The sequence below is a fragment of the Aeromonas sp. YN13HZO-058 genome, assembly GCF_001921245.1.
GTDB lineage: Bacteria > Pseudomonadota > Gammaproteobacteria > Enterobacterales > Aeromonadaceae > Aeromonas > Aeromonas allosaccharophila.
Genome location: NZ_MQSY01000026.1, coordinates 12,866 through 28,283, shown reverse-complemented (window position 1 = coordinate 28,283; position 15,418 = coordinate 12,866). Strand labels below are relative to the sequence as shown.

13 protein-coding genes are annotated in these 15,418 nt (G+C 61.5%); all 13 read right to left on the bottom strand.

Annotated elements, in window-relative coordinates:
- Positions 1–138: 138 nt before the first annotated feature.
- Positions 139–1,602 carry an NADH-quinone oxidoreductase subunit NuoN gene (gene nuoN / locus BSP75_RS05905; RefSeq protein ID WP_075112549.1) on the bottom strand — a complete coding sequence of 488 codons (1,464 nt, stop codon included), beginning with the start codon at positions 1,600–1,602 and terminating at the stop codon, positions 139–141.
- Positions 1,599–3,143, bottom strand: a complete 1,545-nt coding sequence (gene nuoM / locus BSP75_RS05900) for an NADH-quinone oxidoreductase subunit M (RefSeq protein ID WP_075112548.1) — start codon at positions 3,141–3,143, stop codon at positions 1,599–1,601. The genes nuoN and nuoM overlap by 4 nt, the downstream gene beginning before the upstream one ends.
- 98 nt (positions 3,144–3,241) lie before the next feature.
- The gene (gene nuoL / locus BSP75_RS05895; protein WP_075112547.1) at positions 3,242–5,089 is read right to left on the bottom strand and encodes an NADH-quinone oxidoreductase subunit L; all 1,848 of its coding nucleotides are present in this window, start codon (positions 5,087–5,089) and stop codon (positions 3,242–3,244) included.
- The gene (gene nuoK, locus BSP75_RS05890) at positions 5,086–5,394 is read right to left on the bottom strand and encodes an NADH-quinone oxidoreductase subunit NuoK (protein WP_005337247.1); all 309 of its coding nucleotides are present in this window, start codon (positions 5,392–5,394) and stop codon (positions 5,086–5,088) included. Before nuoK ends, nuoL begins: the two co-directional genes overlap by 4 nt.
- A complete protein-coding gene (gene nuoJ / locus BSP75_RS05885; RefSeq protein ID WP_075112546.1) occupies positions 5,391–5,942 on the bottom strand; it encodes an NADH-quinone oxidoreductase subunit J in 552 nt (183 codons plus the stop codon). The genes nuoK and nuoJ overlap by 4 nt, the downstream gene beginning before the upstream one ends.
- 10 nt (positions 5,943–5,952) lie before the next feature.
- The gene (gene nuoI, locus BSP75_RS05880; RefSeq protein WP_005337245.1) at positions 5,953–6,495 is read right to left on the bottom strand and encodes an NADH-quinone oxidoreductase subunit NuoI; all 543 of its coding nucleotides are present in this window, start codon (positions 6,493–6,495) and stop codon (positions 5,953–5,955) included.
- Positions 6,496–6,505: 10 nt separating this feature from the next.
- Positions 6,506–7,474: an NADH-quinone oxidoreductase subunit NuoH gene (nuoH, locus tag BSP75_RS05875; RefSeq protein ID WP_042019045.1), complete on the bottom strand. Its 969-nt coding sequence runs from the start codon at positions 7,472–7,474 to the stop codon at positions 6,506–6,508.
- On the bottom strand, positions 7,471–10,209 hold the full coding sequence (gene nuoG, locus BSP75_RS05870) for an NADH-quinone oxidoreductase subunit NuoG (protein ID WP_075112545.1): 2,739 nt from the start codon (positions 10,207–10,209) through the stop codon (positions 7,471–7,473). The genes nuoH and nuoG overlap by 4 nt, the downstream gene beginning before the upstream one ends.
- 41 nt (positions 10,210–10,250) lie before the next feature.
- Positions 10,251–11,636: an NADH-quinone oxidoreductase subunit NuoF gene (gene nuoF / locus BSP75_RS05865; RefSeq protein ID WP_043823885.1), complete on the bottom strand. Its 1,386-nt coding sequence runs from the start codon at positions 11,634–11,636 to the stop codon at positions 10,251–10,253.
- Positions 11,633–12,175, bottom strand: coding sequence for an NADH-quinone oxidoreductase subunit NuoE (nuoE, locus tag BSP75_RS05860; protein WP_075112544.1), 543 nt, complete (start codon positions 12,173–12,175; stop codon positions 11,633–11,635). Before nuoE ends, nuoF begins: the two co-directional genes overlap by 4 nt.
- An 80-nt stretch (positions 12,176–12,255) precedes the next feature.
- Positions 12,256–14,061, bottom strand: a complete 1,806-nt coding sequence (nuoC, locus tag BSP75_RS05855) for an NADH-quinone oxidoreductase subunit C/D (protein ID WP_075112543.1) — start codon at positions 14,059–14,061, stop codon at positions 12,256–12,258.
- A gap of 2 nt (positions 14,062–14,063) precedes the next feature.
- Complete coding sequence (locus BSP75_RS05850; RefSeq protein ID WP_005344917.1) at positions 14,064–14,738, bottom strand: NADH-quinone oxidoreductase subunit B; 675 nt, start codon at positions 14,736–14,738, stop codon at positions 14,064–14,066.
- Positions 14,739–14,767: 29 nt separating this feature from the next.
- Positions 14,768–15,172: an NADH-quinone oxidoreductase subunit A gene (locus BSP75_RS05845; protein WP_075112542.1), complete on the bottom strand. Its 405-nt coding sequence runs from the start codon at positions 15,170–15,172 to the stop codon at positions 14,768–14,770.
- Positions 15,173–15,418: the final 246 nt, after the last annotated feature.

The following is a 15,418-nucleotide window of genomic DNA, read 5'->3' as shown; positions in this document are numbered from 1 at the left end:
GGCGTGAATATCAAAGCGTGTTTGCATGAGGCGCTGGGGCGCCCCATGCAACACGTAATTGGGACATAGCCATAAAAAAACCGGCAGCCAAGGCTGCCGGTTTTTACGGGTAATGATGAGGGGGAACGTCTGCGAAGGTTACTGCAATACCACGTGCTGGAACCCTTGTACCAGGCTGATGACCGGCTGGGGATAGAGGCCCAGCAACACCACCAAGGCCGCAGAGAGCAGTACCACCACGCCACCGGAGGAGAGTGCCCAGTCGGCGCTGGCATCGCGCTGCTGCATACCCGGTTCGCGCAGATAGAGGGTCACCATCACCTTGAGGTAGTAGTAGAGACCCAGCGCGCTGCCGAGCACGATGGCACCGGAGAGCCACCAGAGCTGCGCCTCGACGGTGACGCCGATGAGGTAGAACTTGCCGATAAAGCCGAGCGTCATCGGGATACCCGCCAGGGAGAGCATCATCACCGTCAGCACGGCAGTGAGGTAAGGGCGCTTCCAGAACAGGCCACGATAGCTGTGCAGGGAGTCTGCATCCTTGCCGCGATAGGGGCTCGACATCATGCTCACCACGCCAAAGGCACCCAGGCTGGTGAACAGATACATCAGCAGATAGACCCCGGCCGCTTCCACCGGCATCTGACCGATGCGACTCGCCACGATCACCGCCAGCAGGTAACCGAAGTGGGAGATGGAGGAGTAACCCAGCATCCGTTTGACGTTGGTCTGCACCAGTGCCAGCAGGTTGCCGACCAGAATAGAGATGACCGCCATGGCCGCCAGCAGCCAGTGGATCATGGGATCGCTCGCCGCCGGTACCGCCAGATAGAAGCGCAGCAACACGGCAAAGACCGCGACCTTGCTGACGGTGGCGAGGAAAGTGGCGACCGGTGCCGGCGCCCCTTCATAGACATCCGGTGTCCAGAGGTGGAAGGGGGCCAGCGACAATTTAAAGGCAAAGCCGACCAGCATCAGACCGAGGCCGCCCATCAGCAGCGGATGGTGAGCCGGGCTCTCGGCCAGGGTCTGCCCCAGGGCGGCAAAGCTCAGGCTGCCTGCCTGTGCATAGAGCAGCGCCATGCCAAACAGCAGGAAGGCGGTGGCGGCGGCAGAGAGCACCATGTACTTCACCGCAGCTTCCAGCGAGTGGCGCTCGCGGTAGGCGTAACCCACCAGACCGAACATCGGCAGGGTCAGCATCTCAATCCCGATAAACAGGGAGGCGAGATGGCGGGAGCAGGCCAGCACCAGACCACCTGCGGTGGCGATCAACAGCAGCAGGAAGAACTCCTCCCGGTTGTCCGGGTAGGCTTTCAACCATGACTGGCCGAAGGTACAGGTGGCCAGAGCGCCGATCAGTACCAGTCCCATGTAGAAGACGGCGTAACTGTCGACTTGCAGCAGCGGGGTGACCCCCTGATCCCCCTGCGCCATCACGATGGGCAGCGAGAACAGCGTCAGATTGAGGCCAACAATGGTCACGGTAAAGGCGGTGGTGACACAGCGGCGCCAGGCGATGGCCAGCATCAGGGCCGCCATGGCCCCGGTGGTCAACAGCAGGGGAAGCAGTGCCAGCAGTTGGGAAGCGGAGAAAGTCATTGCAGGGCTCCAGCAGTTGGCAGCAGATACCAGTGCAGCACGTTGATAAGGCTGCTGCTGGCGGTATCAATCACGGGTTGGGGATAGAGGCCAAGCAGTACCAGGAGACCGGCGATCACCATCATCATGGTCAGCTCGCGGCGATCCAGTCCCTTGAGCACGCTCTCATCCTTGGCGGGGCCAAAGCAGGCGCGCTGCAGCATGATGAGGGAGTAGACCGAGGCGAGCACCAGACCGAAGGTGGCGACCGCCGTGATGACAGGAGCCACCTGGAAGCTGCCGACCAGGATCAGGAACTCGCCGACGAAGTTGCCAGTGCCTGGCATGCCGAGCGACGCTACCGAGAAGAACAGCATCACGCCGGGCAGATAGCGCAGGCGTCCCCACAGGCCGCCCATCTGGCGGAGATCCCGGGTATGCAACCGCTCATAAAGTTGACCACAGAGGATAAAGAGACCGGCAGCGGAGAGACCGTGGGCGATCATCTGCACCACGGCGCCCTGCAGGGCCAGCTCGCTACCCGAGTAGATGGCGATCATCACAAAACCCATGTGGGAGATGCTGGTGTAGGCCACCAGCCGTTTGATGTCGGTCTGGCCGAACGCCACGATGGCGCCGTAGACGATGCCGATCAGGCCCAGCACCATGGCGTAGGGGGCAAATTCGGCAGAGGCTTCGGGGAACAGCGGCAGGGCAAAGCGCAGCAGACCGTAGGCGGCGGTTTTCAGCAAGATCCCGGCCAAATCCACCGAGCCTGCGGTCGGTGCCTGACTGTGAGCATCCGGCAGCCAGCCGTGCAGCGGCACCAGCGGCATCTTGACCGCGAAGGCGATAAAGAAACCCAGCATCAGCAACCACTGAACGCCCTTGCTCATCGGGGTGTTGAGCAGATCCAGATAGTTGAAGGTGAAGACTCCGGTGGCATGCTGGTGGGTCAGCACCAGCCCGATGATGGCCACCAGCATGACAAGGCCCGAAACCTGGGTGTAGATGAAGAACTTGGTCGCGGCGTTGATCCGTGATTTGCCGTCAGTGACCGAATGGCCCCACAGCGCAATCAGGAAGTACATGGGGACCAGCATCATCTCCCAGAAGAAGAAGAAGAGGAACAGGTCCAGCGCCATGAAGACGCCGAGCACGCCGCCGAGGATCCAGAGCAGGTTGAGGTGGAAGAAGCCGATGCGCTGCACGATCTCTTTCCACGAACAGAGGATGGCCAGCACCCCGATAAAGCAGGTGAGCATCACCATCAAGAGCGACAAGCCATCCACCGCCAGATGCAAAGAGATGCCAAAGCGGGGGATCCACGGCAGACGCCACTCGGCAGCCCAGGCAGATGCTGCACCGGTGACGCCCGCGCTGTCGAGACCCGTCGTGGCAAGGGAGAAATCACCACTTAGCCAGATGGCACAGGAGAGCAGCAGGCTGGCGCTCATGGAGAGCAGGGCAACCCAGCGGACAAACTGCCCGCCGAGACGCTCCATCTGCCAGCAGAGCAAGCCGCCGATAAAAGGAATTAGCAAGATCCAGAGTAAGGTCACGGTATCAGCTCTCGTTCAAGTTCATATGAGATTGCGCTCCCTGTTCCATCAGGGAGAGCAAACAGCCTGGCTGTATGATTGTCCGGTTGTTCATCGCGTTACCCCAGCAGCAACAGCGCCAGCACCAGCACGGCGCCGATCCCCATGGAGGCGGCATACCAGCGCAACTTGCCGGTCACGGTCCAGGCCAGCAGCTGGTTGCCACGCAGGGCAAGCCAGGCGGGCAGTCCCATCATCCAGTCCAGCGGGTCGCGGGCCAACAGCCGGGTGGCCAGCAGATAGGGTTTGACCCACAGCTGGTCATAGAGCCAGTCAAAGCCCCAGGCGTTGAACCAGAGCGTGCTGAGCAGGCGACCTGGCGCACTGTTGGCAATGGAGGTGGCCAGACGACGCTCACCAAGGAATAGAAACGCGGCGAGCGCAATGCCTGCGATGGCAATGATACCGGAGGCTACCTCCAGCGCATGGCGACCCTCTTCGATATGATCCCCCGGGCCTGCTGGCAGTACCCCGGCCAGTGGCGGGGTGATCAGCGCCCCGATGCCGGTGGAGAGCACCAGCAGCACCAGCAGCGGCAGATGGTGAGCCAGACCGTGGCCCGCATGGGCTTTGGTCTGCTCTTTGCCATGGAAGGCGATAAAGATCAGCCGGAAGGTATAGAGCGAGGTGAGGAATGCCCCCACCAGACCCGCCCACAGCAGCGCGCTTTGGCCCGAGGCTTCTACTTGCCACAGGATGGCGTCCTTACTGTAGAAGCCGGATGTGACTAGCGGCAACGCCGCCAGCGCCGAGCCACCCACCAGGAAGCAGGCATAGACCAGCGGCAGGCTCTTGCGCAGGCCGCCCATCTTGAAGATGTTCTGCTCGTGGTGGCAGGCAACGATAACTGCACCGGCGGAGAGGAACAGCAGCGCCTTGAAGAAGGCGTGGGTCATCAGGTGGAAGATGGCCCCTTCCCATGCGCCGACACCGAGAGCAAGGAACATGTAGCCAATCTGGCTCATGGTGGAGTAGGCGAGGATCCGCTTGATGTCGGTCTGAACCAGCGCGGCAAAGCCTGCCAGCACCAAGGTGATGGCGCCAACCAGCCCGACCAGATGGAGGATCTCCGGCGCCAGCAGGAACAGGCCGTGGGTACGGGCAATCAGGTAGACACCGGCGGTCACCATGGTGGCGGCGTGGATCAGCGCGGAGACCGGCGTCGGGCCGGCCATCGCATCCGCCAGCCAGGTTTGCAGCGGCAGCTGGGCCGATTTGCCGACCGCACCGCCCAAGAGCATCAGGCAGGCCAGTGACAGGGCTGGGGAGCCCTCGGCAAACAGGGTGGGGGCGCGCACCAGCAGATCGTGAATATTGAGGGTGCCCAGTTCCCGATAGAGGATAAACAGGCCAATCGCGAGGAAGACATCACCCACCCGGGTCACGATAAAGGCCTTGAGGGCTGCCGCGCCGTTGTTGCGATCCTTGTAGTAGAAGCCGATCAGCAGGTAGCTGCACAGCCCCACCCCTTCCCAGCCGAGGTAGACAAACAGCAGGTCATCGGCCAGCACCAGAAACAGCATGCTGGCGATAAAGAGGTTGGTGTAGGTGAAGAAGCGGGAGTAACCCTCTTCCCCGCGCATATACCAGGAGGCGAACAGGTGGATGAAGAAACCGACCCCGGTCACGACTCCCAGCATGGTCAGCGACAGGCCATCCAGTGCCAGCGAGAAGCGCGGGGTAAAGTTGCCCACCGCCATCCATTGCCACAGGTGCTGGATATAGACGCCCCCCTCTGGCGGGTTGCCCAGAAAGTCGATGCCCACCCAGAGTGTGGTGAGGGCCGACAGGCCAATGGAGCCCACCCCGATCAGCGCCGAGGTGCGCTCGCCAAACCGGCTGAGGGAGAAGGCCAGCACCAGCCATCCCAGCAGCGGAAATAGAAAAGTCAGATATAAGAGGCTCATCCGCGCATCTCGCTCACAGTGTCCACGTTCAGGGTGTGGTAACGACGATAGAGCAGCAGTAACAGGGCGAGGCCGATACTGGCCTCCGCTGCCGCCAGAGAAATCACCAGGATATACATGATCTGGCCATCGGCCTGGGCCCAGCGGCTCCCCGCCACCACAAACGCCAGTGCCGAGGCATTCATCATGATCTCGATACTCATCAGGATGTAGAGCAGGTTGCGGCGGATCAGCAGACCGCACAAGCCTATGCAGAAGAGCACCGCGGCCAGCAAAAGCCCGTGCTCCATAGGGATTCCATTCATTGCTGACCTCCTTCTTGTGCAGAGCGGGATGCGGAGCGCGGGACGGAGAGCACTTCACCGCTCTTGTCTTCCCGACCCAGGTGATAGGCGGTCACCAGACCCGCCAGCAGCAGGATGGAGGCGAGCTCCACCGCCAGCACATAGGGACCAAAGAGTTCGATACCGACCTGCTTGGCGGTCACCTCGGTCACCCCTATCAGGCCCCCGGTCACCCCGAGAATGCCGTGGCCCAAAAAGCCCAGCAGGATCAGCGAGAGCAGGGCAGGGCCTACCCAGGTCATGGGGGTCAGCCAGTTTTTCTCCTGCGCCTGGGCTGAACCCAGGTTCAACATCATCACCACGAACACGAACAGCACCATGATGGCGCCGGCGTAGACGATCACCTGCAGGGCGCCCGCAAAGGCGGCGCCCAGGCAGAAGAAGATCATGGCCACGGCAATGAGGGAGATGATGAGATTGAGCAGCGCATGCATCGGATTGCTGGTGCTGATCACCCGCAGCGTGCTGTAAATGGCCACCAGGGCCGAGGCATAAAATGCCAGTTCCATGATTGACTCCTCAGGGCAGCAGGCTCTTGACATCGATGGGTTTGGCTTCGTTTTCGGCATCCCCTTTCGGCTTGCCGTCGATGGCCATCCCGCTCATGCGATAGAAGTTGTAGTCCGGGTATTTGCCGGGCCCGCTGATCAGCAGATCCTCCTTCTCGTACACCAGATCCTGGCGGCGATACTCACCCATCTCGAAATCCGGCGTCAGCTGGATGGCGGTGGTGGGGCAGGCCTCTTCGCACAGGCCGCAGAAGATGCAGCGAGAGAAGTTGATGCGAAAGAACTCCGGATACCAGCGACCATCTTCCCGCTCGGATTTTTGCAGCGAGATGCAGCCGACCGGGCAGGCAACCGCGCAGAGGTTGCAGGCCACGCAGCGCTCGTCCCCGTCCGGGTCACGGGTCAGCACGATGCGACCGCGGTAGCGGGGTGCGGCATAGACCGCCTGTTCCGGATAGTTGAGGGTTTCACGGGGCCGCCAGGCATGGGAGAAGACCATGGCCAGGCTGCGTAACTGGGTGCCGACACCCTGAATAATGCTAACAATTTTCATATTGAGTGCCTCACTGCGTACTTATCAGTACAACTGCTGCGGTGATCAGCATATTGATCAGGGTCAGCGGCAAGCAGACTTTCCAGCCAAACGACATCACCTGGTCAAAGCGCGGGCGAGGCAGGGAGGCCCGCAGCAGGATGAAGAACACCATGAAACAGGCGGTCTTCAGGGCAAACCAGATGAAGGGGGGCAACCAGGGGCCGTGCCAGCCACCGAAGAAGAGGGTCACAATGAGCGAGGAGATCAGCACGATGCCGATGTACTCGCCCACGAAGAAGAGACCCCACTTCATTCCTGCATATTCGATGTGATAGCCATCGGCGAGCTCCTGCTCGGCTTCCGGCTGGTCAAACGGGTGACGGTGAGTGACGGCGACACCGGCAAACAGGAAGGTGACAAAGCCCAAAATCTGGGGCACCACGTTCCACAAGTCTGCCTGTGCCTCGACGATATCCCGCAGGTTGAAACTGCCGGTCTGGATCACTATCCCCATCAGCGACAAGCCCAGGAACACCTCGTAGGAGAGGGTCTGGGCCGAAGCGCGCAGGCTGCCGAGCAATGAGTACTTGTTATTGCTCGACCAGCCGGCAAACAGCACAGCGTAGACCGCCAGCCCCGCGATGGCCAGGATGTAGAGCAGCCCCACATTGAGATCCGCCACACCCCAGGTGGGGGTGATGGGTACCACCGCAAACGCCAGAATAAAGGCGGTGAAGGCGATGATGGGGGCCAGGATAAAGATCCGGCGATCGGCGAACGGCGGGATCCAGTCCTCCTTGAAGAACATCTTGATCATGTCGGCGGCCAGCTGGAGCAGACCAAACGGCCCCACCCGGTTGGGGCCGTAGCGATCCTGCCACAAGGCCAGCAGACGGCGCTCGATGAAGCTCATGAAGGCGCCAGCCCCCACGATCCCCACCAGCACGATCAGTGCCTTGCCCACCTCCAGCAACAGATCGATCAGCGACTCGCTCATGCGATCACCTCCTGCAGGTTAGTGATTGAGGCTTGTTGCAGGGCCGTCGGCAGGCCGTTCACCCCAAGGGGGAGCCCCACCAGACCGGCGCTCAGCTGTGCACTAAGACGCAGGCGCAACTGCCAGTGGCTACCGCCCCAGGAGAAGGAGACCTGATTACCGGCATGCAGGGCCAGACGCTGTGCATCAAGGGGATTGAGCACCAGCTCGGGTTCGTTCATCCGGGCCTGAATGACCGGACTGCGGGCCGACAGCTCCTCGCCGCCAAACAGCTGGGCATAGTTGACCACCTGCAGTGCCTCTGCTGCCTGGAAGGGGGCGGGGATGGTTGCGAACCAGCCAAGGGTATCCTCTGCTACTTCCAGCAGACGGCGACCCGGATCGCCAGCACGCAGATGACCACCGACTTCATCCTGGAACTTGTTCCAGGCGGAGGGGGAGTTCCAGCCCGGCGCCCAGGCAAAGGGCACTTGCGGCATGTTCTGGCGGGCTCCGGCATACCCTTCCATGGAGAAGTTGAAGGGGGAGTCGGGATCCTGCGCCACCCGTGGTTCGCTGACGTTCTGATCCGCCAGCATGGAGGTGCGGCCGCTGTAGCGGTGCGGCTCACGGGCCAGCCGCATGCCACGGATCCGCAACCCTGCGTTGGGCGCCGCTTCCAGCATGGTGGCCAGCAGCGGATTGCTGGTGGCGCAGTCATGGTTGACCTGGTCGAAGTTCTGCCAGCGCAGCGGCTTGCGTTCGATCGCCCCTTGCAGCGCCGCCAGCCAGCGCCACCCTTCACGCACCTGAATATCGGCGTTGTAGAAGGCGGGCGCGTAGACCTGGAAGAAGCGCTGGGCGCGCCCTTCCATGTTCACCAGGGTGCCATCGGCTTCGGCAAAACTGGCTGCTGGCAGCACCAGATCAGCCTTGTTGGCGGTCGGGGTCGCCTGATGGTCGATGACCAGCAGGTGCTGCAGCCGTGCCAGCGCAGCATCCACCCGGTTGCGCGGCGCGCGGCGGTAGAGATCGTTCTCCAGGGTGACCAGCGCCAACCCCTCTTCTGACTCGATACGCGCAAGGGCGGCTTCGAGCGGCTTGTCTGACAAGGTTTGGGCGCCCAGCATGGCCAGACCCAGCGAGTTGGCCTCCTGGCCAACCAGCGCGATGCTGGCTTCCAGTCCTCGGCCTTTCAGGGCGCGGGCAATGTTGCTGGCCGCCTCAAGCAGCGCCACATCGCGGGCAGTGGAGCCTGCAATGATTAGCGGCTTCTTGGCGTTGCCGAGCAGCTCGGCCCAGCGAGTCGCTTGTGCCTGCTGCTCGGGGCCGAGATCGGTCACGGCCGGTGCACTCGGGTCGAGCAGGTTGGCGATGGCAAAGCCAAGGCGCGCCTGATCGGCATAGGGGGCGTGCAGCTTGTCGGCCGCCACATCGTCCAGACGGGTGGTGTCGAGGCTGGTGATGAGCAGCGGGTAGCGCTCGTTCTGACCCAGAGTCTGAACGGCGGCAACTTGCCACAGATCGACCTTCATCTTGCGGGCCAGCTCGCGAGCCTTGCCCTTGACGGCTTGACGCAGCGCCAGCGCAATACGGGCTGCGCTCATGGTGACATCTTCGCCGAGCAGCAGAATGGCATCGGCCTCTTCCATGTCCCGCAGGCTCGGGGTCGGCACGCCGCCCTGTTGCAGGATCTGCAGCATCTTCAGCTGACAAGCCCACTCGGCCTGCTCGACACCCGCGTAGAAGTTGGCTTCACCCACCAGCTCGCGCAGGGCAAAGTTGCTCTCCAGCGAGGCGCGGGGCGAGCCGATGCCGATGAGGCCGCTGGCGGTGCGCAGGGCATCGGCGGCGCGGTTGAGGGCGCCATCGACAGTGATGGTCAGCTGGTCGTTGCCATCTTTGAGCAATGGCTGGCGCGGGCGGTCGGCCAGATTGACGTAACCATAGCCAAAGCGGCCACGGTCACAGAGGAAGTAGTGGTTGACGCTGCCGTGGAAGCGGTTCTCGATGCGGCGCAGCTCGCCATAACGCTCACCCGGGCTGATGTTGCAGCCCACGGAGCATTGCTGACAGATGCTGGGGGCAAACTGCATGTCCCACTTGCGGTTGTAACGCTCGGAGTGGGTCTTGTCGGTGAAGACGCCGGTGGGGCAGACCTCCACCAGGTTGCCGGAAAATTCGCTCTCCAGGGTGCCATCCTCGACCCGCCCGAAATAGACGTTGTCGTGGGCACCGTAGACCCCGAGATCCTCGCCACCGGCATAATCCTTGTAATAGCGGACGCAGCGGTAGCAGGCGATACAGCGATTCATCTCGTGACCGATGAAGGGGCCCAGCTCCTGATTCTGGTGGGTGCGTTTGGTGAAACGGTAGCGACGGCTGTTGTGGCCGGTCATCACCGTCATGTCCTGCAGGTGGCAGGCGCCGCCCTCTTCACACACCGGGCAGTCGTGGGGGTGGTTGGTCATCAGCCATTCCACCACGCTCTTGCGAAACTCTTTGGCCTCTTCATCCTCGATGGCGATGTAGCTGCCATCGGTGGCCGGGGTCATGCAGGACATGACCAGACGACCGCGCTTGTCATCGGCATTCTGATACTGTTTGACCGCGCACTGGCGGCAGGCGCCCACGCTACCCAGCGCCGGATGCCAGCAGAAATAGGGGACGTCCAGACCCAGCGACAGACAGGCTTGCAGCAGGTTATCTGCCCCGTCTACCTCGTACTCTTTGCCGTCTACATAAATGGTTGCCATACAACTTCCCTGAAACCTGTTTTGTGAAATCTGTGGTGTCGTTACCAGCGCTCGCCCAGCAGATTGGGCTGGATCCCTTTGACCGGCTTGCGGTTATCGCCGCTGCCTTTGATCCCGGCCTCGAATTCGGAGCGGAAATATTTGATGGCGCTGGCCAGCGGCTCGACGGCGCCCGGAGCGTGGGCGCAGAAGGTCTTGCCCGGGCCAAGGAAACCGCAGAGTTGCTCCAGGGTCGCCAGATCGCCGGATTGCCCTTCGCCACGCTCCAGTGCTCGCAGCAGCTTGACGCTCCAGGGCAGGCCGTCGCGGCAAGGAGTGCACCAGCCGCACGACTCGCGGGCGAAGAACTCTTCCATGTTGCGCAGCAAGGAGACCATGCTGATGGAGTCATCCACCGCCATGGCAAGACCAGTCCCCATCCGGGTGCCCACCTTGCCGATACCGGCGGTATACATCTGGGCATCGAGGTGCTCCGGCAGCAGGAAGCCGGTGCCCGCGCCGCCCGGTTGCCAGGCTTTCAGGCGATAGCCGCTCTTCATGCCGCCGGCGTAATTTTCAAACAGCTCGCGGGCGGTGATGCCAAAAGGCAGCTCCCAGACGCCCGGGTTGTTCACCTTGCCGGAGAAGCCCATCAGCTTGGTGCCGTGATCTTCCGAGCCCGGCAGCGCCAGCCCGTGGTACCAGGCGACCCCGTTGCCGATGATGGCAGGCACGTTGCAGAGGGTTTCGACGTTGTTGACGCAGGTGGGTTTGCCCCAGACGCCGGAGACGGCGGGGAAGGGGGGTTTGGCACGCGGGTTGGCGCGGCGCCCTTCCAGCGAATTGATCAACGCCGTCTCTTCACCACAGATGTAGCGACCGGCGCCGGTGTGGACGAACAGCTCGAAGTCAAAACCGGATCCCAGAATGTTCTTGCCCAGCAGGCCTGCTGCTTTTGCCTCTTCCACCGCCCGGCGCAGGTGGATGGCAGCATCCACATATTCACCGCGCAGGAAGATGTAACCGCGATAGGCCTTGAGCGCCCGGGCACTGATGATCATCCCCTCGATTAGCAGATGGGGCAGTTGCTCCATCAGCAGGCGATCTTTCCAGGTGTTGGGCTCCATCTCGTCGGCGTTGCAGAGCAGGTAACGGATGTTCATGCTCTCGTCTTTGGGCATCAGCCCCCACTTCACACCCGTGGGGAAGCCCGCGCCGCCGCGCCCCTTGAGACCGGCATCCTTGACGGTGCTGACAATCTCGTCCGGGCTCATCTGGCCGAGCGCCTTGCGGGCGGCGTCATAGCCCTGCTTGGCCTGATACTCCTCCAGCCACACCGGCTGGCCGTCGTCACGCAGCCGCCAGGTGAGCGGATGGGTCTCGGCGGTGCGGGCTGTGCGGTTGGCGGTGCCAAGAGAGGCGAGGATCTTGTTCTGCGGCAGGCTCATGGGTAAGCCTCCAGGGTTTTCAGCAAGGTCACCGGATCGAGGCCGCCATAGGTGTCGTCATCGATCATGATGGCTGGCCCCTTGTCGCAGTTGCCAAGGCAGCAGACCGGCAGCAGGGTGAAGCGGCCATCCGGGGAGGTTTGACCGGGGCCGAGGTTCATCACCTCCTTGAGACCGGCAAGCAGATCTTCGTGGCCATTGATGTAGCAGACCATGCTGTCGCAGACGCGGATGATGTGGCGCCCCACCGGCTGGCGGAAGATCTGGCTATAGAAGGTGGCGACCCCCTCCACGTCGCTGGCGGGAATGCCGAGCTCGGCGGCGATGGCGTGAATGGCGCCGTCGGGGACCCAGCCTCTGGCCTGCTGCACGATCTTGAGCGCTTCGATGCTGGCGGCGCGGGGATCTTCGTAGTGGTGTTTCTCGTGTTCGATGGCATCGCGTTCAGCCTGGCTCAGAACGAAGTCGTCCCGTTTGCTGCTGCATGCCCCTTGCCCCTGTGGGGTCTGATTATTGTGACACTGACATTGCTGGCTCATGACTTGACCTTTGGTGGCTTGTCCTTTTACTGCTCGTCCGGCGATCCCGATTCCCGGCCATGGCCGGGAGGGCGGATCACTTAACGGTCCACATCCGACATAACAAAATCGATACTGCCCAGATAGACGATGAGGTCCGACACCATGCTGCCCTTGATCACCGAGGGGATCTGCTGCAGGTGAGCAAAGCTCGGGGTGCGGATCCGGGTCCGGTAGCTCATGGTGGAGCCGTCACTGGTCAGGTAGTAACTGTTGACCCCCTTGGTCGCCTCAATCATCTGGAACGACTCGGCAGCGGGCATCACCGGGCCCCACGACACTTGCAGGAAGTGGTTGATCAGGGTCTCGATGTGCTGCAGGGTGCGCTCTTTGGGCGGCGGTGTGGTCAGCGGGTGATCCGCCTTGAAGGGGCCCTCCGGCATGTTCTTCATGCACTGCTCGATGATCGACATGCTCTGGCGGATCTCCTCGATCCGCACGGTGGCTCTGTCGTAGGCATCGCCATTGCTGCCGACCGGCACTTCAAAGTCGAACTGGTCATAGCCCGAATAGGGACGCCACTTGCGCACGTCAAAGTTGAGGCCGGTGGCGCGCAATCCGGCCCCCGTGGTGCCCCAGGATAACGCCTGCTCGGTGGTGTAGGCAGAGACGCCTATGGTACGACCGCGCAGTATGCTGTTGCGCATCGCCGCTTTTTCGTAATCCATCAGCCGCTTGGGCAGCCAGCTCAGCAGGTTGTCCTGCACCAGCCGTTGCCATCCCTTCGGCAAGTCGTGGGCCACACCGCCGATGCGGAACCAGGCCGGGTGCATACGGGCACCGGTGATCGCCTCGATGATGGTGTAGATCTTCTGCCGGTCGGTGAAGGTGAAGAAGACCGGGGTCATGGCCCCCACGTCCTGGATATAGGTACCGAGGAACAGCAGGTGGCTCTGGATGCGGAACAGCTCCGCCATCATCACCCGGATCATGTCGACCCGCTGCGGCACTTTGATGCCGGCCAGCTTTTCGACCGCCAGCACGTAGGGGAGGTTGTTCATCACCCCGCCCAGATACTCGACCCGGTCGGTATAGGGAATGTAGCTGTGCCAGGACTGGCGCTCGCCCATCTTCTCGGCACCACGATGGTGGTAGCCGATGTCAGGCACGCAGTTGCGGATCTCCTCGCCATCGAGTTGCAATACCAGACGGAAGGCGCCGTGAGCAGAGGGGTGGTTGGGGCCGAGGTTCAAGAACATGTAGTCCTCGTTCTCGTTGCCGCGGGCCAGCCCCCACTCTTCCGGTTTGAACAGCAGGTTCTCCTGCTCCATGTCCTGTTTGGCGGCATCGAGCATGAAGGGATCGAATTCGGTGGCGCGCGCCGGGTAATCCTTGCGCAGCGGGTGACCCTGCCAGCTCTTGGGCATCATGATGCGGGTCAGATGGGGGTGGCCATCGAAGGTGATGCCCATCAGATCCCACACTTCCCGCTCGTACCAGTTGGCATTGGGGAAGTGGTTGGTGATGGTGGGCAGATGCAGGTCACTCTCGGCCAGCGCCACTTTCAACATCACATCGGCGTTACGGTCGATGGAGATGAGGTGATAGAAGACGGTGAAATCGCTCTGGGGCAGACCGTCGCGATGGCTGCGCAGCCGCTCGTCGGTGGCGCTGAGATCAAACAGCATCACAAACGGGGAGGGCACCTTGCGCAAAAAGCCCATCACATCCTGCAGCAGTTCGCGGGGAAGCCAGACCACCGGCACGCCGGTGCGCGTGGTCTGCACGGTGAAGTGCTCGGCCCCGAAGTGGGCAAACAGTTCGCCAATGACTTTGGCATCCTGGTGGTCGCTGGGCTGCCACTGGGCCATGGCGTAATTGCTGGGAAAATCACGAGTCAGTTTCATGGTCAGATCTCATCCGGCGTGCGCAGGTTGGTCACATTGATCCGTTCGCCGCGCTTGCGCTCTTTTTCGGCCTGCATCTGGGGACGGTAGATCCCCTGATCGCCCACTACCCAGGAGAGGGGGCGGCGCTCTTTGCCGATGGAGTCCTGCAGCAGCATCAGGGCTTGCAAAAAGGCTTCGGGACGGGGCGGGCAACCCGGAATGTAGACGTCGACCGGCAGGAACTTGTCCACCCCCTGCACCACGGAATAGATGTCATACATGCCGCCTGAGTTGGCACAGGCGCCCATGGAGATCACCCACTTGGGTTCGAGCAGCTGTTCATACAGGCGTTGAATCACCGGTGCCATCTTGATGAAGGGGGTCCCTGCAATCACCATGAAATCGGCCTGACGGGGCGAGGCACGGATAACTTCGGCGCCGAAGCGGGCCACATCGTGGGGGGAGGTGAAGGCGGTACACATCTCCACGTAGCAGCAGGAGATGCCGAAGTTGTAAGGCCAGAGGGAGTTTTTGCGGCCCCAGTTGACTGTGTCTTGCAGCACCTCCTCGAGACGGCCCATCATGATGCCGCGCGTCGCTTCTTGCGCCAGTGGGTCATCGACGGTCTGGCGCTGCTCCTGGGGGTAGCGCTCAACGGGTGCATCCGGGTCAATCCGGGTCAGGGTGTACTTCATGGTGCAACCTCAAGGAAAGGGTCTGTGGTTCAATCACTGTTTTTGTTGTTCAGCTGCGGTTTGCGCGGTGACCACTCCAGTGCGCCGATGCGCCAGAGGTAGATCAGGCCGATAAGCAGCAGTCCGATGAAAATGGTGGCTTCAATAAAGCCGACCCAGCCGCTTTCGCGCACGGAAACGGACCAGGCAAACAGGTAGAGCGCCTCGACGTCGAAGATGACGAAGAACATGGCGACCAGATAGAACTTGGCGGAAAAACGCAGACGGGCACTGCCGACCGAGTCGACACCAGATTCGAATGGTTTGTTCTTGGTACGGCCGTAGGCACGGCCCCCCAACAGGGCGGCGAGACCTATCATCACCAGACAGATGGTAATGGCACCGATGACATAAATGGCAAAAGCCCAATGTTGAGCAGAAATATCAGCAAACATAGAGGTTTTTCCTAACCAATTTAATCAAGTGACTTAACAATAATGTTACGCATTATGACACTTTCGTACTGATTTACATGTCATTTTTATGGGTTAATTATTAATCGGTTAACTGGTAATTAAATTTTGTTAAGAAGCGCACTTTTTTGTTGGTTATGGCGGGCGGGAAAGGCCTGGAAAGCGCAGAACCCTGCTCCTCGCCATCACCTGAAAGGGGTAAATGTCGCGGGCTAAACCGGATTGAGT

Coding starts and splice junctions, on each gene's coding strand:
- nuoN (WP_075112549.1), bottom strand. CDS start 1,602: ATGACTTTCTCCGCTTCCCAACTGCTGGCACTGCTTCCCCTGCTGTTG.
- nuoL (WP_075112547.1), bottom strand. CDS start 5,089: ATGAGCCTCTTATATCTGACTTTTCTATTTCCGCTGCTGGGATGGCTG.
- nuoK (WP_005337247.1), bottom strand. CDS start 5,394: ATGAATGGAATCCCTATGGAGCACGGGCTTTTGCTGGCCGCGGTGCTC.
- nuoJ (WP_075112546.1), bottom strand. CDS start 5,942: ATGGAACTGGCATTTTATGCCTCGGCCCTGGTGGCCATTTACAGCACG.
- nuoI (WP_005337245.1), bottom strand. CDS start 6,495: ATGAAAATTGTTAGCATTATTCAGGGTGTCGGCACCCAGTTACGCAGC.
- nuoH (WP_042019045.1), bottom strand. CDS start 7,474: ATGAGCGAGTCGCTGATCGATCTGTTGCTGGAGGTGGGCAAGGCACTG.
- nuoG (WP_075112545.1), bottom strand. CDS start 10,209: ATGGCAACCATTTATGTAGACGGCAAAGAGTACGAGGTAGACGGGGCA.
- nuoF (WP_043823885.1), bottom strand. CDS start 11,636: ATGAGCCTGCCGCAGAACAAGATCCTCGCCTCTCTTGGCACCGCCAAC.
- nuoE (WP_075112544.1), bottom strand. CDS start 12,175: ATGAGCCAGCAATGTCAGTGTCACAATAATCAGACCCCACAGGGGCAA.
- nuoC (WP_075112543.1), bottom strand. CDS start 14,061: ATGAAACTGACTCGTGATTTTCCCAGCAATTACGCCATGGCCCAGTGG.
- BSP75_RS05850 (WP_005344917.1), bottom strand. CDS start 14,738: ATGAAGTACACCCTGACCCGGATTGACCCGGATGCACCCGTTGAGCGC.
- BSP75_RS05845 (WP_075112542.1), bottom strand. CDS start 15,172: ATGTTTGCTGATATTTCTGCTCAACATTGGGCTTTTGCCATTTATGTC.